The 15706-nt window shown below is 69.1% G+C and carries 15 protein-coding genes and 1 tRNA gene; 9 read left to right on the forward strand and 7 right to left on the reverse strand.

Annotated elements, in window-relative coordinates; all coding sequences use genetic code 11:
* Positions 1–94 precede the first annotated feature (94 nt).
* The 8 genes from AC1MLT_RS15575 to AC1MLT_RS15610 all read left to right on the forward strand — a co-directional run bounded on the left by AC1MLT_RS15575 (position 95) and on the right by AC1MLT_RS15610 (position 5375).
* Positions 95–1411 carry a dihydroorotase gene (locus AC1MLT_RS15575; protein ID WP_481033098.1) on the forward strand — a complete coding sequence of 439 codons (1317 nt, stop codon included), beginning with the start codon at positions 95–97 and terminating at the stop codon, positions 1409–1411.
* A 24-nt stretch (positions 1412–1435) separates the two neighbouring features.
* Complete coding sequence (locus AC1MLT_RS15580) at positions 1436–2179, forward strand: lysophospholipid acyltransferase family protein (protein WP_481033099.1); 744 nt, start codon at positions 1436–1438, stop codon at positions 2177–2179.
* 73 nt (positions 2180–2252) lie between these two features.
* Positions 2253–3515 (forward strand): YncE family protein, encoded by a 1263-nt coding sequence (locus AC1MLT_RS15585; protein WP_481033100.1) that lies wholly within the window; start codon positions 2253–2255, stop codon positions 3513–3515.
* Between the two features lie 472 nt (positions 3516–3987).
* A complete protein-coding gene (locus AC1MLT_RS15590) occupies positions 3988–4179 on the forward strand; it encodes a hypothetical protein (protein ID WP_481033101.1) in 192 nt (63 codons plus the stop codon).
* Positions 4179–4454 (forward strand): hypothetical protein, encoded by a 276-nt coding sequence (locus AC1MLT_RS15595; protein WP_481033102.1) that lies wholly within the window; start codon positions 4179–4181, stop codon positions 4452–4454. Before AC1MLT_RS15590 ends, AC1MLT_RS15595 begins: the two co-directional genes overlap by 1 nt.
* Before the next feature lie 37 nt (positions 4455–4491).
* Positions 4492–4845, forward strand: a complete 354-nt coding sequence (locus AC1MLT_RS15600; RefSeq protein WP_481033103.1) for a hypothetical protein — start codon at positions 4492–4494, stop codon at positions 4843–4845.
* A 55-nt stretch (positions 4846–4900) separates the two neighbouring features.
* Positions 4901–5137, forward strand: coding sequence for a hypothetical protein (locus AC1MLT_RS15605; RefSeq protein ID WP_481033104.1), 237 nt, complete (start codon positions 4901–4903; stop codon positions 5135–5137).
* Positions 5138–5225: 88 nt separating this feature from the next.
* Complete coding sequence (locus AC1MLT_RS15610) at positions 5226–5375, forward strand: hypothetical protein (protein ID WP_481033105.1); 150 nt, start codon at positions 5226–5228, stop codon at positions 5373–5375.
* Between the two features lie 94 nt (positions 5376–5469).
* Here AC1MLT_RS15610 and AC1MLT_RS15615 read toward each other — a convergent pair whose 3' ends face one another.
* From AC1MLT_RS15615 to AC1MLT_RS15625, 3 genes are all read right to left on the reverse strand, one after another.
* A complete protein-coding gene (locus AC1MLT_RS15615; RefSeq protein ID WP_481033106.1) occupies positions 5470–6261 on the reverse strand; it encodes a DUF7577 domain-containing protein in 792 nt (263 codons plus the stop codon).
* 5 nt (positions 6262–6266) lie between these two features.
* A complete protein-coding gene (locus AC1MLT_RS15620; protein ID WP_481033107.1) occupies positions 6267–6776 on the reverse strand; it encodes a GAF domain-containing protein in 510 nt (169 codons plus the stop codon).
* 75 nt (positions 6777–6851) lie between these two features.
* Positions 6852–7973, reverse strand: a complete 1122-nt coding sequence (locus AC1MLT_RS15625; protein ID WP_481033108.1) for an acyltransferase family protein — start codon at positions 7971–7973, stop codon at positions 6852–6854.
* 289 nt (positions 7974–8262) lie between these two features.
* Between AC1MLT_RS15625 and AC1MLT_RS15630 the strand changes: the two genes are divergently transcribed.
* Complete coding sequence (locus tag AC1MLT_RS15630; RefSeq protein WP_481033109.1) at positions 8263–8466, forward strand: hypothetical protein; 204 nt, start codon at positions 8263–8265, stop codon at positions 8464–8466.
* Between the two features lie 13 nt (positions 8467–8479).
* Here the strand turns inward: AC1MLT_RS15630 and AC1MLT_RS15635 are convergent.
* From AC1MLT_RS15635 to AC1MLT_RS15650, 4 genes are all read right to left on the reverse strand, one after another.
* A tRNA-Arg gene (locus AC1MLT_RS15635) sits at positions 8480–8554 on the reverse strand.
* Between the two features lie 58 nt (positions 8555–8612).
* A complete protein-coding gene (locus tag AC1MLT_RS15640) occupies positions 8613–12737 on the reverse strand; it encodes a translocation/assembly module TamB domain-containing protein (protein WP_481033110.1) in 4125 nt (1374 codons plus the stop codon).
* 39 nt (positions 12738–12776) lie between these two features.
* Entirely contained in the window at positions 12777–14699 is a 1923-nt protein-coding gene (locus AC1MLT_RS15645; RefSeq protein WP_481033111.1) for an autotransporter assembly complex protein TamA, read from the reverse strand.
* A gap of 61 nt (positions 14700–14760) precedes the next feature.
* Positions 14761–15651 (reverse strand): 2OG-Fe(II) oxygenase, encoded by an 891-nt coding sequence (locus AC1MLT_RS15650; protein WP_481033112.1) that lies wholly within the window; start codon positions 15649–15651, stop codon positions 14761–14763.
* Between the last annotated feature and the right edge of the window lie 55 nt (positions 15652–15706).

Below are 15706 nucleotides of genomic sequence, written 5' to 3' on the forward strand. Positions count from 1 at the left end.
GGGGGCCATGTCTACCTCCCGGCGGCGCCGGTCCGGTGGCATTTCCCGAAAGATTTTCCGCGTCGGCGTCGTGTGCGCCGATGGACGCATCGTCATGAACATCCTCATCACCAATGGCCGGGTGGTCGATCCGGCGTCGGGTCTCGATCGCGTCGCCGACATCGCCATCGCGGACGGCAAGATCCGCGCCATCGGTGCGCTGCCGGCCGGCTTCGAGGTCGAACGCACGCTCGATGCGGCCGGCTGCATCGTCGCGCCGGGACTGGTCGATCTGGCCGCGCGATTGCGCGAGCCGGGCCACGAGCACGAGGGCATGCTGGAGAGCGAACTCGCCGCGGCGGTGGCCGGCGGCGTCACCAGCCTGGTCTGCCCGCCCGACACCGATCCGGTCCTCGACGAGCCCGGGCTGGTCGAGATGCTGCACTACCGGGCCCGCAAGCTGCGGCGCGCGCGGCTCTTCCCGCTCGGCGCCGTCACGCGCGGTCTCGCCGGCGAGGTGCTGACCGAGATGGTCGCGCTCACCGATGCCGGTTGCGTCGGCTTCAGCCAGGCCGACGTGCCCCTGGGCAGCACCCAGGTGCTGCAGCGCGCGCTGTCCTATGCCAGCACCTTCGGCTACACCGTCTGGCTGCGGCCCCAGGATCGCGATCTCGGCAAGGGCGTGGCGGCCAGCGGCGCGCTGGCGACGCGCCTGGGCCTGGCCGGCGTGCCGGTGGCGGCGGAGACGATCGCGCTGTTCACCATCCTGGAACTGATGAAGGGCACCGGCGCGCGCGTGCATCTGTGCCGGCTCTCCAGCGCGGCCGGCGTCGCCCTGGTGCGCGCGGCCAAGGCCGACGGGCTGCCGGTGACCTGCGACGTCAGCATCAATTCGCTGCACCTGACCGATGCCGACATCGGCTACTTCGACAGCCGGGCGCGCCTGAGTCCGCCACTGCGCCAGCAGCGCGACCGCGATGCGCTGTCCGCCGCGCTCGCCGACGGCACCATCGATGCCCTGGTCTCCGACCACACCCCGGTCGATGCCGATGCCAAGACCTTGCCGTTCGCCGAGAGCGAGCCCGGCGCCACCGGGCTCGAACTGCTGCTGCCGCTGGCGCTCAAGTGGGGCGAGGACAGCGGCGCCGGCCTGGCGCGCGCGCTGGAGGTCGTCACCGCCGCGCCCGCGCGCATCCTCACCGCGCCCGAGGCGGCGGGTGCCGGTCGGCTGGTCGAGGGCGGCTGGGCGGACCTGTGCGTCATCGATCCGACGCTCGAATGGCAGGTGCGTCCCGAGGCGCTGCGCAGCCAGGGCAAGAGCACGCCATTCAGCGGCTATGCCATGAGTGGCGCGGCGCGGGCGACCCTGGTGGGCGGGCGGATCGTGCACGAACACGATTCGCGTTCCCAGGCCACGGGCCGGGCCGACTAGGTCCCCACGCACGCGTTGCGGGTCATGCGATCGCTCCGCGCCGGCTGGCGGCTGCTGCGGGCCATCGTCCAGATGCTGCGCGGCTGGTGGATCATCCGGCGGCGTTTTCCGCGCCTGGACCCGGATCAGCGCGAGCGCGAGGTCGAACGCTGGGCGCGCGGCATGCTGGCGCTGATGGGCGTCCGCCTGGATATCCAGGGCGCGCCATCCGCGGACGGTCCGGTGCTGCTGGTGTGCAACCACCTGTCGTGGCTGGACATCCTGGCGATCCATGCCGCGCGGCACGTGCGTTTCGTCTCCAAGTCGGATGTGCGTCGCTGGCCGGTCATCGGCACGCTGGCCGATGGCGCCGGCACGCTCTACATCGAGCGCGAACGGCGTCGCGATGCGCTGCGGGTGGCGCATCACATGACCGAGGCGCTGCGCGCCGGCGACGCCATCGCGGTGTTCCCCGAGGGCACGACCAGCGACGGCCGGGACGTGCTGCCGTTCCACGCCAACCTGCTGCAGGCCGCCATCTCGGCCGATGCGTCGGTGCAGCCCATGGCCCTGAGCTACGTCGACGATGCCAGCGGCATCCCCAGTCTGGCGGCCCGTTACATCGACGACGACAACCTGCTGAGCTCGCTGTGGCATACCCTCGGGGCGCCACCGCTGCGCGCGATCGTGCGCTTCGGCGAGCCACAACCCGCGAACGGACGTGAACGCCGCGCCTGGGCCGCATCGCTGCATGCCGACGTGCGGGCGCTGCGCCGGCACATGGACTGATGGGAGCCACGGCGCGGCCGCCACGAGCGATCCGGTTCTTCCCGCCATTCCCATCAGACGAGAGACAAGAGCCATGCAGACTCCCTGTTCCGATCCCCGCGTCCACATCCCGCATCGGTGCCGCTCGCGCGCGGCGCGCCTGCGTAGCGTGCTGGTCCTGTTCGGTGCCGCCATCGGACTGGCCGGTTGCGCCGGCCTGCCATCGTCGGCGACGGGCGCCACCACGCAGAAGCGCCAGCTCATGCTCGTCGCCAACGACGAGAAGCAGTCCTGGAACGATGCCGGCGGTGTCGTGCTGGGCCCGCACGGGCGCGACACCGTGCAGGTGCTCGACATCGGCACCGATCCGCTGGCTCCCCGGCTGGTCGGCTCGCTGGCACTGGACAACACCATCGCCGGTCCGCCGACCAATCTCGCCATCAATGCCGACGAGACGCTGGCACTGGTCGCCAATTCGCTCAACGTGGTGGAGGAGGGCGGCGCGCGTCGGCAGGTGCCCGACAACCGGCTCTTCGTGATCGATCTGGCCGCGACGCCGCCGGCCCTGATCGACACGCTCGCGGTCGGACGCCAGCCTTCGGGCCTGTCGATCAATCGTGCCGGCACGCTGGCGCTGGTGGCCCATCGCGCCGACAACTCGATCGGCGTGTTGCGCATCGACGGCCGCAAGGTCACGCTGATCGACACCGTGCCCATGGGCGAATCGGTCGCGCATGTCCGCTTCACGCCCGATGGCAAGCGGGCCCTGGCCGTCAAGTTCCCGAGCCACAAGGTCGCGCTGCTCGACGTGGATGGCGAGAAGGTGACCTATGGCAAGGTCGATCTGGCCGCTGGCCTGTGGCCCTACAACGTCGACGTCACGCCCGATGGCCGCCTCGCGCTCACGGCCGACAACGGCAATGCCGGCGCCTCCGACGGACAGGTCGACACGGTCAGCGTGATCGACCTCGAGGCCATGCCGCCCCGCGTGATCGACAAGGTCGTGGTGGGCGACGGCCCCGAAGGCCTGGCCGTGAGTCCCACCGGCAGGCTGGCCGTGGCGGTCATCCTGCGCGGCAGCAACGCGGCCAAGAATGCCCATTTCCACCAGCGCAATGGCTCGGTCGTGGCATTGAGGATCGATGGGAAGAAGGTCACGCGCGGCAACGAGGTGGTGGTGCGCGGTCTGCCGGAAGGCGCCGTGTTCAGCGCCGATGGCCGGTATCTCTACGTCGGCAACTTCATGGATCGCGACATCACCATCCTGCGCGTCGATGGGGACGAACTGGTCGACACCGGCCGGTCGTTCGGCCTCGCGGGGCATCCCGCCGCGATGCGGGGACGCGTCCTGCACTGACCCGCCGGAAGGTGGTCCGCCGATCGCCTTCCCGGCACCACCCAGGCAAAAAAAAGCGCCCCGGGGGGCGCTTGGAACAACGTCTTGCGACGTCGCGAGGAGGAAAGGGTTAGAGCGAGACACCCACCATTGGTTCAGATGAATCGCAAAAAATCGTCAAGAGCAGTTCGTCACAGAATGCCAAAAAGCTTCAACCCGATAATCACCACCACTGGAACGCCACACAGCCAAAGAATGATGCTTTTCACGAAGAGCTCCAGTTGTTCAGTTTTCAGGCCTTGACAGTACTTGGCACGCACGCACGACCAGTGAAAGGAAAGGCAAACCGACGTCGTGGGTCGGTGCCTACATCAGGCTTCGGGTCATAAAGAATGCGAAAGTATTCACAAAAGATGCCTTCCTCCTAAAGTATGCGAACTTTATGATTGGATTTAACTTGTCAAGCTCGGGAACATTAATCACAATTGATTACATGAACCGATCCAGTCAACAGGCTCACGAATGGTGGAAAGACAGTCTCGACGACAACCAGCGCCAGATGCGCCTGTCGTCGATCCGGGCGAACCTTCGGCATCAATATGCCGTCGCCTGGCGGCGCAATCTGGTGCGGTTGGGCATCGTCATGGCCCTGCCGATCGCCGTCCGTCTCTTGTCGGTGATGTGATGAGGAGCGATCACCATCGACATGCGCGCCTGAGCGACGACGATCTCTCCGGCATCGCGCAGGCGATGCGGCTGCAGACCCCTGGCAGCGCCTCATCCATGGTGATCGCGGACGCCCTCGACACGATCGTGCGCCGCCGCTGCGAGGCACAGGAAGCGCGGCGACAGCGCAGTCCGGCGCGGATCGGTCTGCGGGCCCTGCGCAGGCTGACATGCTGGGCTTCGGTCCATGCGTCGATGCGCATCGGTGCGGCCTTGGGGCGTTCCCAGACCTGAGGACCATGCGGTCGGTGCCCGCCTACAGCAAAGCCCGTTGCGGCGCACGCTGGCCGTGGTGTTTGGAACCAATGCTGTCCCACCAACCACCTTTCAGGAGTTTCCCTTGAACGACGATCGAACCCAATCGCGCCACGTGCCTCCCGAGTCGGGCGATCCGGCGCGGCCCAATCCGTCGACCATCGACAACAGCGCCAAGGCCAAGGCTTCCCCGGCCTTCAGGGAAGCGTTGAAGAATGACGATGCGCGGGAAGCGCAGTCCGATTTCTCAGTCGACAAGGACCTGTGGGGTCGATCTGGGGCCGGTCCGGACGTGGCCAAGACCGATCCCGAAAAGGCGCGCAACATGCAGCCGCAGCCGACCCACCACGAAGACGGGTACGGCGAGTGAGATGCCGGATCCCGCACTGGCGGGATCACGGACAGCGACTCTCGCCTGGTCTCCGATGCCGCTCGAAATCCTCCATGTGCTGGCCCGCCGGAAACTGCCGGTGGTGGTCCGCGGCATCAGGAAGGTGGAAGCCGTGCGGGTGCTGGTCCTGAGCGGTCACATCGAGGCGGAATTGCCAGCGGCCGAAGCGTCATTGATGCCCACCAGTCCCACGGCCGTCGTCACGCGCATCACGCCGTTGGGAAAACGCATGTTGCAGAGCTTCCCGCGATCGAGGGCATCCTCGCCTTGAGAACGCGGCTGTCGGCACATTGGCAAGCTTGATCGGAGTTTCGCTATATGTATACTTTTGTTTAATTTTTTACTTTATTGGAGGCCCGATGCATCCCGACCTGTTCGCCCTGCTCTTTTCCGTCATCGGCGTCGCCTGGTTGACGATCGTGCCCACCTATCGTGGATGGCAGGGACTCAATTCGATCCTGGCGGAACGGGTCGAAGCCACGGTGGTGGCGTTGAGGCAGTTGAAATAGGAAGCAGGTACGCACGCCTGCGGGCATTCGGGTTCCATGTCCGCCGGGCATTCCTTTGCCATCGGCCGGAGCGACTGCCGGGAGTGGGCGACGCTCAGGAAACCGGCATCGAATTGCGACGCGCGTCGTCACGACGACGCTGCTCGCGGACCGCGTCGCAACGAGGGTGACGCGCGTACGCGGATTGCTGGCAGTGATTCGCTTCGCAGCGCGCGGCGAAGGCGAAGAACAGATGCTCGCAGCCCGTGCGGGGGTCGGCAGCACGTGTGCTGGCTGGTGGCGGCCCGGAGCGGCGGCCGGCGTTCCGCGGAACCGGGCCGGAATCGGTGCCGGGAGTGACGACTTCCGCGCCGGATGTCTGACGGTCGGCCGGTGCCACCGGTGGCGCCGGAGAGGCCGCACTGGATGCCGGTGCGGTCGCCACTTCGGTTGGCGCCGCGGGTTCATCGCGCTGCGTCGCCGGGCTGCCGGAGTTCTCGCGCACCAGGGTCTCGCCCGCCGACAGCGAAGTTTCGGGCGGCAGCGCACTCGCAGTGGCGGAACCACGAGGCGATGGCGGTGAAACGGAGCGGTCCGACCCGGCAGTGCCCCGCGCGAACCAGGCGATCGAGGCCCCCAGCGCGATCATCAACAGTGCGAACACGGCAAGCCGCGTCCGGGTGCCACCGAACAAGGTGCCACTGGTGATCGATGACCAGGCCGAGCCCGCGTCCGTGGTGCCTGGCAGCGATCCGCGGGAGCGCGGCGCGGCAGGGTGAATCGGTGGGGACTCGCTGGCCGGGGGCTTCTTCGCCAGGGCGAAGGCCGGCAGCTTGCCGGCGCAACCGCGACAGAACATCGCCTTGTCGCGGTTCTCGGTGCCACAGGCATCGCACCGCACGGTCATGGCGATCAGGCGGCGGTGGTGGCGGAAGTGGACGGATAAGGCGGTAGATTGCCGTTGTTGGCAACGTAGGCGGCCACCATGAGCATCAACTCGAGGTTCACCTGATCCGGGTCGCGTGGCACGACGTCGTAGTGGCACAAGGTCGCGAGCACGTTGCCCAGGCTGTCCATCACGGGGACGCCGCAGTAGGTGGTGACCTGCTCGCGCGCCGAGTGCGAGGCGAGCCGCTCGTCGATCAGCGCGTTCGGTGTCTTGAAGGGTGCCTTCGTGTCGCGCACGAAGCAGCAGTACGTGGCGGTATCCGGAACCTCCTGGGTCGTGGTCTTCGAGGGATCCTCGCGGTCGTAGTGCACGACGGCATTGGCCTTGCCGTCCTGGAAACGCCAGAGACCGATGAACCGATAGTCGGTCATCTTCACCAACGTCGCCAGCGCGGCACGCAGGCCCTGCGTCCGGTGCGTGACCACGAATTTCGCGAAGGCGGAAGCTGTCGGGGAGGAGAGTGAGTCAGGCATCGGGCGGGCGCGGCCCCGATAGGCGGGGCGGTCGGAGAAATCGTCGAAATTCTACCGAACGGCCATGTCGGCGCCTCAGCGCGCGAACACCCCGCGCCATTGAGTGGACATGCCGGCAGACAGCCGATCGAAGAAGCGGTCCCAATGACGACGTTGCGGTTCCAGGAGGAGACCCAGGATCGACGACATCACCAGTGCGCCGACGACGGCCTGGGCATATTGCACCGGGTCCTCGAAGCGCGTGCCGAAGAGCACGCGCCACAGCACCAGCAGCGGGTAGTGCATCAGATAGATCGGGAACGTGAGATCGGCCAGGCGCCGCACCCGCCGCACCAGGAGCGGCGACACGTCCCGGCTGACGCGGCCATCCCGGTGCGCCGACCACGTGGGCAGCAGCCAGAGCGCCAACGCCACGCTCAGGCCGACGGCCCAGTCGGTCATGAACTGGTTGGCGAAGAAGAAGGGTGCCTGGCCGATCGGGAAGGGTCGGGGCGGCACGATGGCGATGGTCGCGAGCACGCTGGCGAGCAGCACCACCACAGCGGTCCAGCGCCGCGCTGGCGACAGCACGGGTCGAGGCAGGCGGTAGGCTGCGCAGCCCATGAGCCAGATCGGCATCATGAGCACGATCTTCGGTCCCGCGACGACGCAGGCGCCCGCGGCCAGGAGCGCCGACTTCCAGCCCCGACCGTTGAAGAACCACAGGCCGAAGATCAGGTAGTACCAGAATTCGAAGCTCAGCGACCAGAGCGCGATGTTGGCCGGCGGCGCCGCCGAGAACAACCAGATCTCGTTGAGGAAGGCGCCGGTCATGAGGTAGCGCGGTCCGAACGGGCCGCGGACGTACAGCGCCATGAGACCGGGATCGCCCTGCAGTCGCAATGCCACCTCGACCATCGCCGTCAGCAGCAGCGCCGGGACGACCATCGAGCACAGACGTCCCAGGCGGGCCCTCATGTAGGGCCCGAAGCCCGCGTTGCGCATGCTGGCGGTATAGGCGATCACGAAGCCCGACAGAACGAAGAACACGACGACCGCCGCGTGCGAGGCATTGCCCGCCTGGTCCGGTCGATGCATCGACGACGGGAACCACATGTCATGGGCATGCAGGCACAACACCGCCAGCGCCGCGCTCAGCCGCAGGCCATCGAGGACCAGGCTTGTGCTGCCGCCTATCGAGCGTCGTGTGATGTCCATGGGATTTCCTCTGAAAATCCCATGGAATATGGGAACTTTTTACTTACTTTTCTTTTTTCAGACTAACAGTAAAAGTTCCCAAGGAATGCATTTGTTACAAATGCACATGATCCTGCACCGCTCAGGTCAGGGATTGCATGGATCTCGTGAGTCTCCGGAAAGGATCTCGAAGCTTCGCTGCCGAAGGCAATGGCAGGCGCGGAGCGGAATACCGTCGTTGCATGGCGATCTCCCTCGAACGAGGGATGCCATTGCTTCTCAATCCGGCCAACATTCCCGGATGGACATCATGAATCTGGACGACGAAGCACTCGCGGCCACGGCCTATGTGCTGAGGCAACGTGCCAAGCTGGGCGACCGGGAGGCACGTCGCACGGTGAACGAGGTGGAAGCGGAACTCACTCGCCGCATCGGACCGACGCCCTCGCAGATGGGGGCGCTGATGCCCGTCGGACGCACGACGACGCATCGTCCGTGGTGGCGCCTCTGGTGAGCGAGGCGGGAAATGGTGCCCTCGACAGGAATCGAACCTGTATCTGAGTCTTAGGAGGACCCCGTTCTATCCATTGAACTACGAGGACGCTGGGCAGCCAGAGCGGCGACTTTATCAGTTCGCCGGCTCCGGCCGCCATCGACGGGCTAGTCGTACTTGAGGGTGTAGATCAGATCCAGCGCGCTCTTCTGACCGGCCTGGCCGCGCAGGGTCAGGCGCTGGGTCAGATCGTAGAAGACATAGATGGTGCCGATCACGCCGCCCAGGCTGCTTTCGTAGGTGACATAGAAGTCCTTCGACAGGCGCTTGCCGACGGTCACGGCGGTCGAGCGCAGGTCGCTTCCGCTCGATGGGCCCTTGAAGCCGATCTCGTCGAGGCCCAGCCGGCTCGCCAGGCTGCCGCCCGACCCACCCTTGCCGAGCCCGCCCAGCAGGGCCAGCGCCGCCTGCTGCATCAGCACCGACTCGCCCCCGCTGGTGGCCGATGCCCGACCGAGCACCACCCAGGACAGGGTCTCGACATCGGAGAGCTGCGGCTCCGAGTAGAGCCGGACGCGCGGCGCCTGCGCGGTGCCGGTGATCTGGACACCCGCCCGGTAGGCGATGTTGGGACGGATCGCCAGGATGTCGAGCGACGGGTTGTCGTAGGGCCCATTGAAGCGCGCGATGCCGGTCTCGACGTCGAGCTGCTGGCCATAGGCGCGGTACTGGCCGCGCACGGTGCGCACCTCGCCCGTGATGCGCGGCGGCGCGCCCAGCGCATTGCTGCGGATGTCGAGGTTGCCCTCGAGACGGGTCGTGATGCCACGGCCCTGGACCGCGAAATCCTTGCCGAGGTCGAAATTGACGGCGATGTCGGGCGGTCGCGCCGTCTGCGGCTGCGCGGCCCGCGCCTGGCTGCGTTCGGCCTCGCTGCGGGCCTGGGCCTCGGCTTCGCGGCTGCGCGCGGCCGAGCGGATCACCACGTCGCTGCCCAGACTGGGTGCCGTCTCGTCGGGCAGGATGATGACGGCACGATCGGTCGTGAGGCTGCCGCGCACGGTGAACTGACCGTTGTCCAGGCGCGTCTGCAGGTCGCCCGACACGGTGATCTGACGGTCGGAACGCACCAGCAGACGCAGGTTGCGCAACTCGGCCTGCAGCGACATGCGGATGCCCGAGGCATTGCCGCCGGCGGGTGCCGTGCCCCAGCGCAGTTCGCCACGTCCCGACAGGGTGCCGCCGCCGCGGGCCGCCTCGCCCGCCGCGGTGCTCAGATTGCCGCTCTGGCCGGCGATGCGCGCGCCGCTGGCCGCGCCCCCTTGGAGCGTGAACTCCGTGATGTCGACACGATCGCCCGCGAGCGTCGCGCGCAGGCGGCCGTCGCGCAGGTCGATGCCTTCGACGAGCGCGCGCAATGCCAGGCTGTCCGCGCCCAGGCTGCCGTTCCAGCGCGGCGCGGCGCGGTTGCCCGACAGCGCGACATCGGCATCCAGCGTGCCGGCGATGCGCCAGCCCGGTGGCGCCAGCATCGACCACACGCCCAGATTGGGCAGCCGGGCCTTGAGGTTGCCGGCCAAGGGCGCATCCGCCGCCCACTGCCAGCCACCGTCGCGCTGTGTCACGCGGGTCGAGGCCTCGGCGCGGACCTCGCCGGCGCGTTCGCTGTCCCAGACCAAGCGGGCACGCACGTCCTCGCCTTGCGCGTCCAGGCGCAGCTCGGCCTGGCGCAGTCCGGCAGGGGTGCTCGGACCGGACGTGCCGGAGCCGGCTGCCGAGTCCATCACGATCTCGCTCTTCGCGCCGCTGCCGTGGCTGCGGATGCGGGTCACCAGCGCGGCCTCGCCGGCCTGCACGCGGATGTCGCCACTGCGGCGTCCGAGCCGGGCGCTGGCGCGCAACGTGTCGCCGGCGTCGATGTCCCAGTCGCCATCGAAGATTAGATCGCCGCTGATGCCCAGGCTGGCGAGCGAGGTGCTGGCGTCGAAGGCTTCGGCCCAGGCCATCGGCAGGCCGAGCATGCGGCCCTTCGACTGCACGCGCAGGGCACTCTGGGCGCCGCTGCCGGTCTGGCGCAGGCGCACCGGCTGCCACTCGAAGCGCAGCGTGCCGGGCACCGGGCCCTGCACGGCGGCGCTGCCGGCGGATGTGTCGACCTCCAGGCCGCCCGGCAGGCTGCGCACGTCGGCCGAGACCGGAGCGCCGAGCGTCACGGACCAGGGGCCGGGCCGGGTGCTGTCGGTCGCCTGCAGGCGCAATTCGGCCAGCCGCGCGCGCCAGTGCCCGGCACGCTCGAGGGCGCCACTGGCGCGCGTGTCGAGCTTCAGGTCGAGCGTGCCGCTGCGCGCCTGGCCCCGCATGTCCAGCGTCGCCTGGGCCAGGCTGCCACCGACCTCGACGCGCACGTCGTTCAGGCGCACGGACTGCGCGGCGGGCGCGGGCGTGGCGGCGGTCCCGGCCCCGGATGCGGGAGGCGTCGCCGCCGGCAGGCGCAGATCCATGCGCGGCACGACCAGCGTGGCCTGCAGGGTGGGTTCGACCAGGCCGCGTGGCGCCGGCGTGGTGGCGCTCTGCAACCGACGCTGCACCGCTTCCCAGCCACCCTGCCAGCGCGCGTCGAGGCGAGCGCTGCCATCGGCCGAGGCGCCGGCGAAGATGCCCGACAGTCCCGGCAGCCGCTCGATCCAGCGCTGCGCGGTGGCGGCATCGTCGATGCGCGCGCGGATGTCGCCGCCGCCCTGCGCGGGCGCGAGGCGGCCCTTGACCTGGGCGTTGCCTCCGGGCAGCTCGACCTTCAGGTCGCCGCTGCCGGCACGTTCGGCCACGCGCGCCTGCAGCGTGCCTTCGATGCGAGCCTGCGCGGCTTCGACGCGCAGCGTGCGCAGGTCGAGGATCTGCTCCTTCCACTGGCCCTGCGCCAGGACGCGATCGAGCCGCAGGCCCTGCAGCGCCGCGCTGCCGGCCGAACCCTGGGCCTGCAGGGCGACATCGAACAGCAGTGCCGCATCGGCGCGCTGCTCGACGCTGGCACGGCCGCTCACCGGCGCGCCGGCGAGCTGCGTGTGCAGCGCGCCGGGTTGCACGCCGCTGACGGTGGCATCGATCTTCCACGGCTCGGGCGCGGGACGCCATTCGCCCGCGGCCTCGATCCGGCCGCCGCCGGTGCGCACGGTGGCGGAGGGCACGATCCAGGCCTGGCCGTCGTACAGGGCGCGAGCCTCGATCCGGTCGAGCGGCAGGCCTCCCTTGTCCCAGGGAGCGGGTCGGGCATTGCGCACGTCGGCGTCGAGCCGCCAGCCCTGCGTCGCATCGGGGCCGGCGCGGACGGTGCCGCTCAACAGGGTGGTCGGAGCCTGGGGCAGCAGCAATGCCAGGTCGATGTCGCGCAGGGTGGCGTCGGCATCGATTACCGGCTGCTTCTGCCAGGGCGCCAGGGTCGCGCGCAGGTCGGCCTGCATGGCGGCGTCGGCGGCCGGCTCGGCGGGGCGGACCTGGGCCGTCACGGCCAGGCGGGCATCGGCGCCGGCGAGGGCGCCCTGGGCGGTGGCCCGGGCGATCACGTCCAGGGTGCGGCCCTCGGTCAGCGGCGCACGCAGTCGACCGTCGATGGCGGCATCGAGTGCCATGGGCGCGGCGCCCTGCAGGCCGACACGCGCGGCATAGTGTCCGGCGGCCACGTCCACGCCGTCGACGACGAGCGCATGCTGCGTCGTGGCACGCGCATAGCGGTAGCTGCCGACCAGATGGCTGGCCTCCAGGGCCGGCGGACCCGCCCAGCGCACGCTGTCGATGCGGAACGGCAGCTCGATGTCCACCGGCAGCACGATCGGCTCCAGCGGCGCGAGTGGTTCCGACGACTTCTCCTCGACCGGGCCACGGCGTTCCAGCAGGACCTGGCCGACATGCACCTCGCCCAGGCGCACCTGGCGATCGAGCAGGGGCCGCAATTGCCATCCGAGGGTGGCATCGCGGACCTCGACGGCCAGTGTCGGGCTCTCCCAGCGCAGGAAACCGATGCGGCCGCCCTGTCGCAGGGAGCCGCTGACATCCCGGCTCTCCAGGGTCTGGCCGGCCGGCATGTAGCGCGCCGCCCGATCGAGCGAGAACGCCAGCGACTGGCTGGAGCCGAGCCACCACCATGCCGCGCCGCCGAGGGCGACGAGCAGCACCAGCAGCACGCCGACGGTCCACGCCAGCGCGCGCAGCACGCGTCGGCCGGGCGGGCGGCGGGGGGATGGAACGGGCGCGGGGGACGCGGGAGGGACCGGCGGCAGGGGCGCGGTCGGAGACAAGGTGGGATCCTGAGGCTGCATCGTGAGGCGTCGCGTGTCCTAGAAAGTGAAGCCCAGCCGCAAGTGCAGCCGCACTTTCTTCGCGGCCACGCCATAGGCCAGGTCGGCCTGCACCGGCCCGACCGGACTGCGCCAGCGGGTGCCGAAGCCCACGCCGACCTTGGTCTTGAGTTCGCTGACCTGGTCGGCCACGGCACCGGCGTCGACGAACACCGCGCTCTCGAAGTCGGTGAGCTTGCCGTTCCAGACGATCGGGCGCTGCCACTCGACGCTGCCGACGCTCATGTAGCGGCCGGCGACGATCTGGCCATCGGCACGCTCGGTGCCGATCTGGCGATAGCTGTAGCCGCGCACGGTGGTGTCGCCACCGGTCAGGAACAACAGGGTGGCCGGCGCCTGCGCGTTGTCGCGCGCGATGAACGCGCCCGCTTCGGCGCGGAACTGGAGCCGGCTGCTGCGCGCCGCGCTTTCCTGGGCGCCGCGGACTTCGCCGAGCGGCACGAAGCCCAGCCAGCGACCATAGGTGCGGATGAAGGGCGCGCGTTCGCCGATCAGCGTCTGCCCGAGACCGACCTCGAGCGCCAGGCCCTGGCCTCGCGTGGGCGAGCCGGCATTGTCGAAATAGCGACCGGTCCAGCCCCAGTTGGCGCTGATGGCGGAAGCCGAGGGCGGAGCATCGGCACCACCGGTGTAGGTCGCGTAGTCGTACTGGAGGAAATAGCTGCGGTCGATGTGGTCGCCGGTCTTGCCGCGTCCGCCGCGCACGCGACCGCTGTTGACGTCGTAGCTGCCGGTGATCTCGCGCTTGAGCAGGCCCGAGCCGAACCAGCGCCAGCCCCGATCGTCGGGGATGGCGTTCCAGTCGGTGCCCAGCGATTGCGTCTCGCGGTCGAGTACCAGCCGCGAGACCGCCCGCCAGCCCAGCAGCGGCATCTGGTTGTGGACGTGGTCCAGCGACAGCCGGGCGCCGCTGTCGGTGGTGAAGCCGACACCCGCGACCAACTTCTGATACGGGGCTTCACGCACCTGCGCGATGACCGGCGCCGATTCGGGGTCGGTGCCGTCGGTATCGAGCGTGAGGAAGACCGAGTCGTAGTAGCCACTGCTCGCGAGCCGCTGCTGGGCATCGAGCAGCTTCTGCTGGTCGTAGTCGGTGCCGGTGGGCACGCGGGCGATGCGGCGGGCGCCATCGGCCGAATAGCGCCGGGCGCCACGGACGTCGAGCGGACCGAAGCGATAGGCCGGGCCCGAATCGTAGGTCACGCCCAGGCGGGCCTCGTTGCGGTCGGCATCGATCTCGGCCTGGCTGCGGGTGATGCTGGCGGTGGCGTAGCGCTTGGCGGTGAGGTTGCGCAGGCCGCCGGCCTTGGCGTTGTCCCAGGCCTGCTGCGTGAACAGCTCGCCGGTGCGCAGACCCCAGGCCGAGCGGATGGCGTCGCGCTGGGCCCGCGCGACCGGGTCGTCGGGCCGCTCGTTCGAGATGGCGCCGCCGAAATCGACCTGGAACGCGGCGACGCGGGTCTGCACGCCGGGCTCGACGGTGATCACGACCTCGCGCGGCGCGCGGGTGTTTCCGGGCGTCTCGCGCAACTCGAGTGTCAGGGTCGGAGTGAAGTAGCCGAGGGTGCCCAGCAGCTCGCGGGCATTGGCCTCGGCGGCCACCATGAGACGCGAGAGTTCGGATGCGCCGAGGTCGGGGATCTGCCGATAGCGCTGGATCTCGAGGTGCAGCGCCAGGTAGTCGCGCAGGTCGTCGGGACCCCGCACCTGCAACGTGAAGGCGTCACCCTGGCGCGTGGCGCCACCATCGCCACGGGCATCGCCGGCCACTGGCCGCGCACCGGACTCATCGTCGGAAGCATCCTTCTTGGGCAGGAGGCTGCACCCCTGCAACGAAATGACGCCGGAAAGAAACAGCGCCGGCATCCACGCCGGCGCCTTGAAGTAAGCCACCCTGTACATCGGTTCATTCTGCCAGCAGGCAGAACGCCGACCCGGACCCGGCGACCCCAGAGGCTGTAGGTCAGCGGCGCTTGAGTCGCTTGACGGCGCGCCAGATGACCGGCGGGGTCATGAGGCGCACGGCCTTCTTCAGGCGGTCGGCGCGGCGCGTGTGCATGAAGATCGACACCGCCTCCTCGGGGTCCTGCTGGCCGGCCTTGGGGCTAGTGTAGAAGTACGCGGCCACCGAGCGGCGCTTGACGCCCTCGGGCGGGCACAGCGGCCCGGGGTGGCCGTGGAAGCTCGCCGGGCCGTGCGGCAGGATCAGCGTGTGGCCGAACTCCGGGCGCACGCGCGCCTGGCACTGGCCGTCCTTGGCGTTCCACAGTTCCAGCACCCCGCCCCAGGCGTCCTGCCAGTCGTGGTTGAGGTAGGTGATGCACACCATCTCGTTCTTCAGCCCGACGTGGGGGTGGTAGTTGAAGTCGCGATGGATGGCGAAGGCGCCGCCCACCTGGCTCTCGTGGAGGCCGCCGCCGAAGCGCTGCGGATCGGTCAGGAGATAGGGCGTGGCGGTGACCTCCGAGAGCCAGCGGGTGAACCAGCCCGACTCCAGGATGTTGAAGTAGATCTGGGAGGCCGGCCCGAGCGCGGCGCCCAGCTGCGAGCGGCGTGTGGACTCGTAGCCGCTCTTGACGTCCTTCCAGGCCTCGGCGGCATGGCCGTCGAACTCCTCGCGCACGAGCTCGAGCAGGGCGGGGTTGAACAGGCCCTCGATGACCAGGTGGGGAAAGGGCGTGGCCGCGAACAGCTGCTCGCGCAGGCGCTGCGTGGCCTCGGGCGTGAAGAACGAGGCATCGACCAGCTGGTCCATCAGCAGGCGCACGCCCCGGATGCTCACGAAGTCGGCCACCCGCTCGGCGACGACGCGCAGGGTGGGAGGAGACGATGGAAAGGAGAGCAGGGCGGACATGACGCTGGGATTCCAGGGAGAGAGAGGGGACGAAACGACGTTCGTAAATGAATTC

This window comes from Variovorax sp. PEI5, assembly GCF_056679935.1.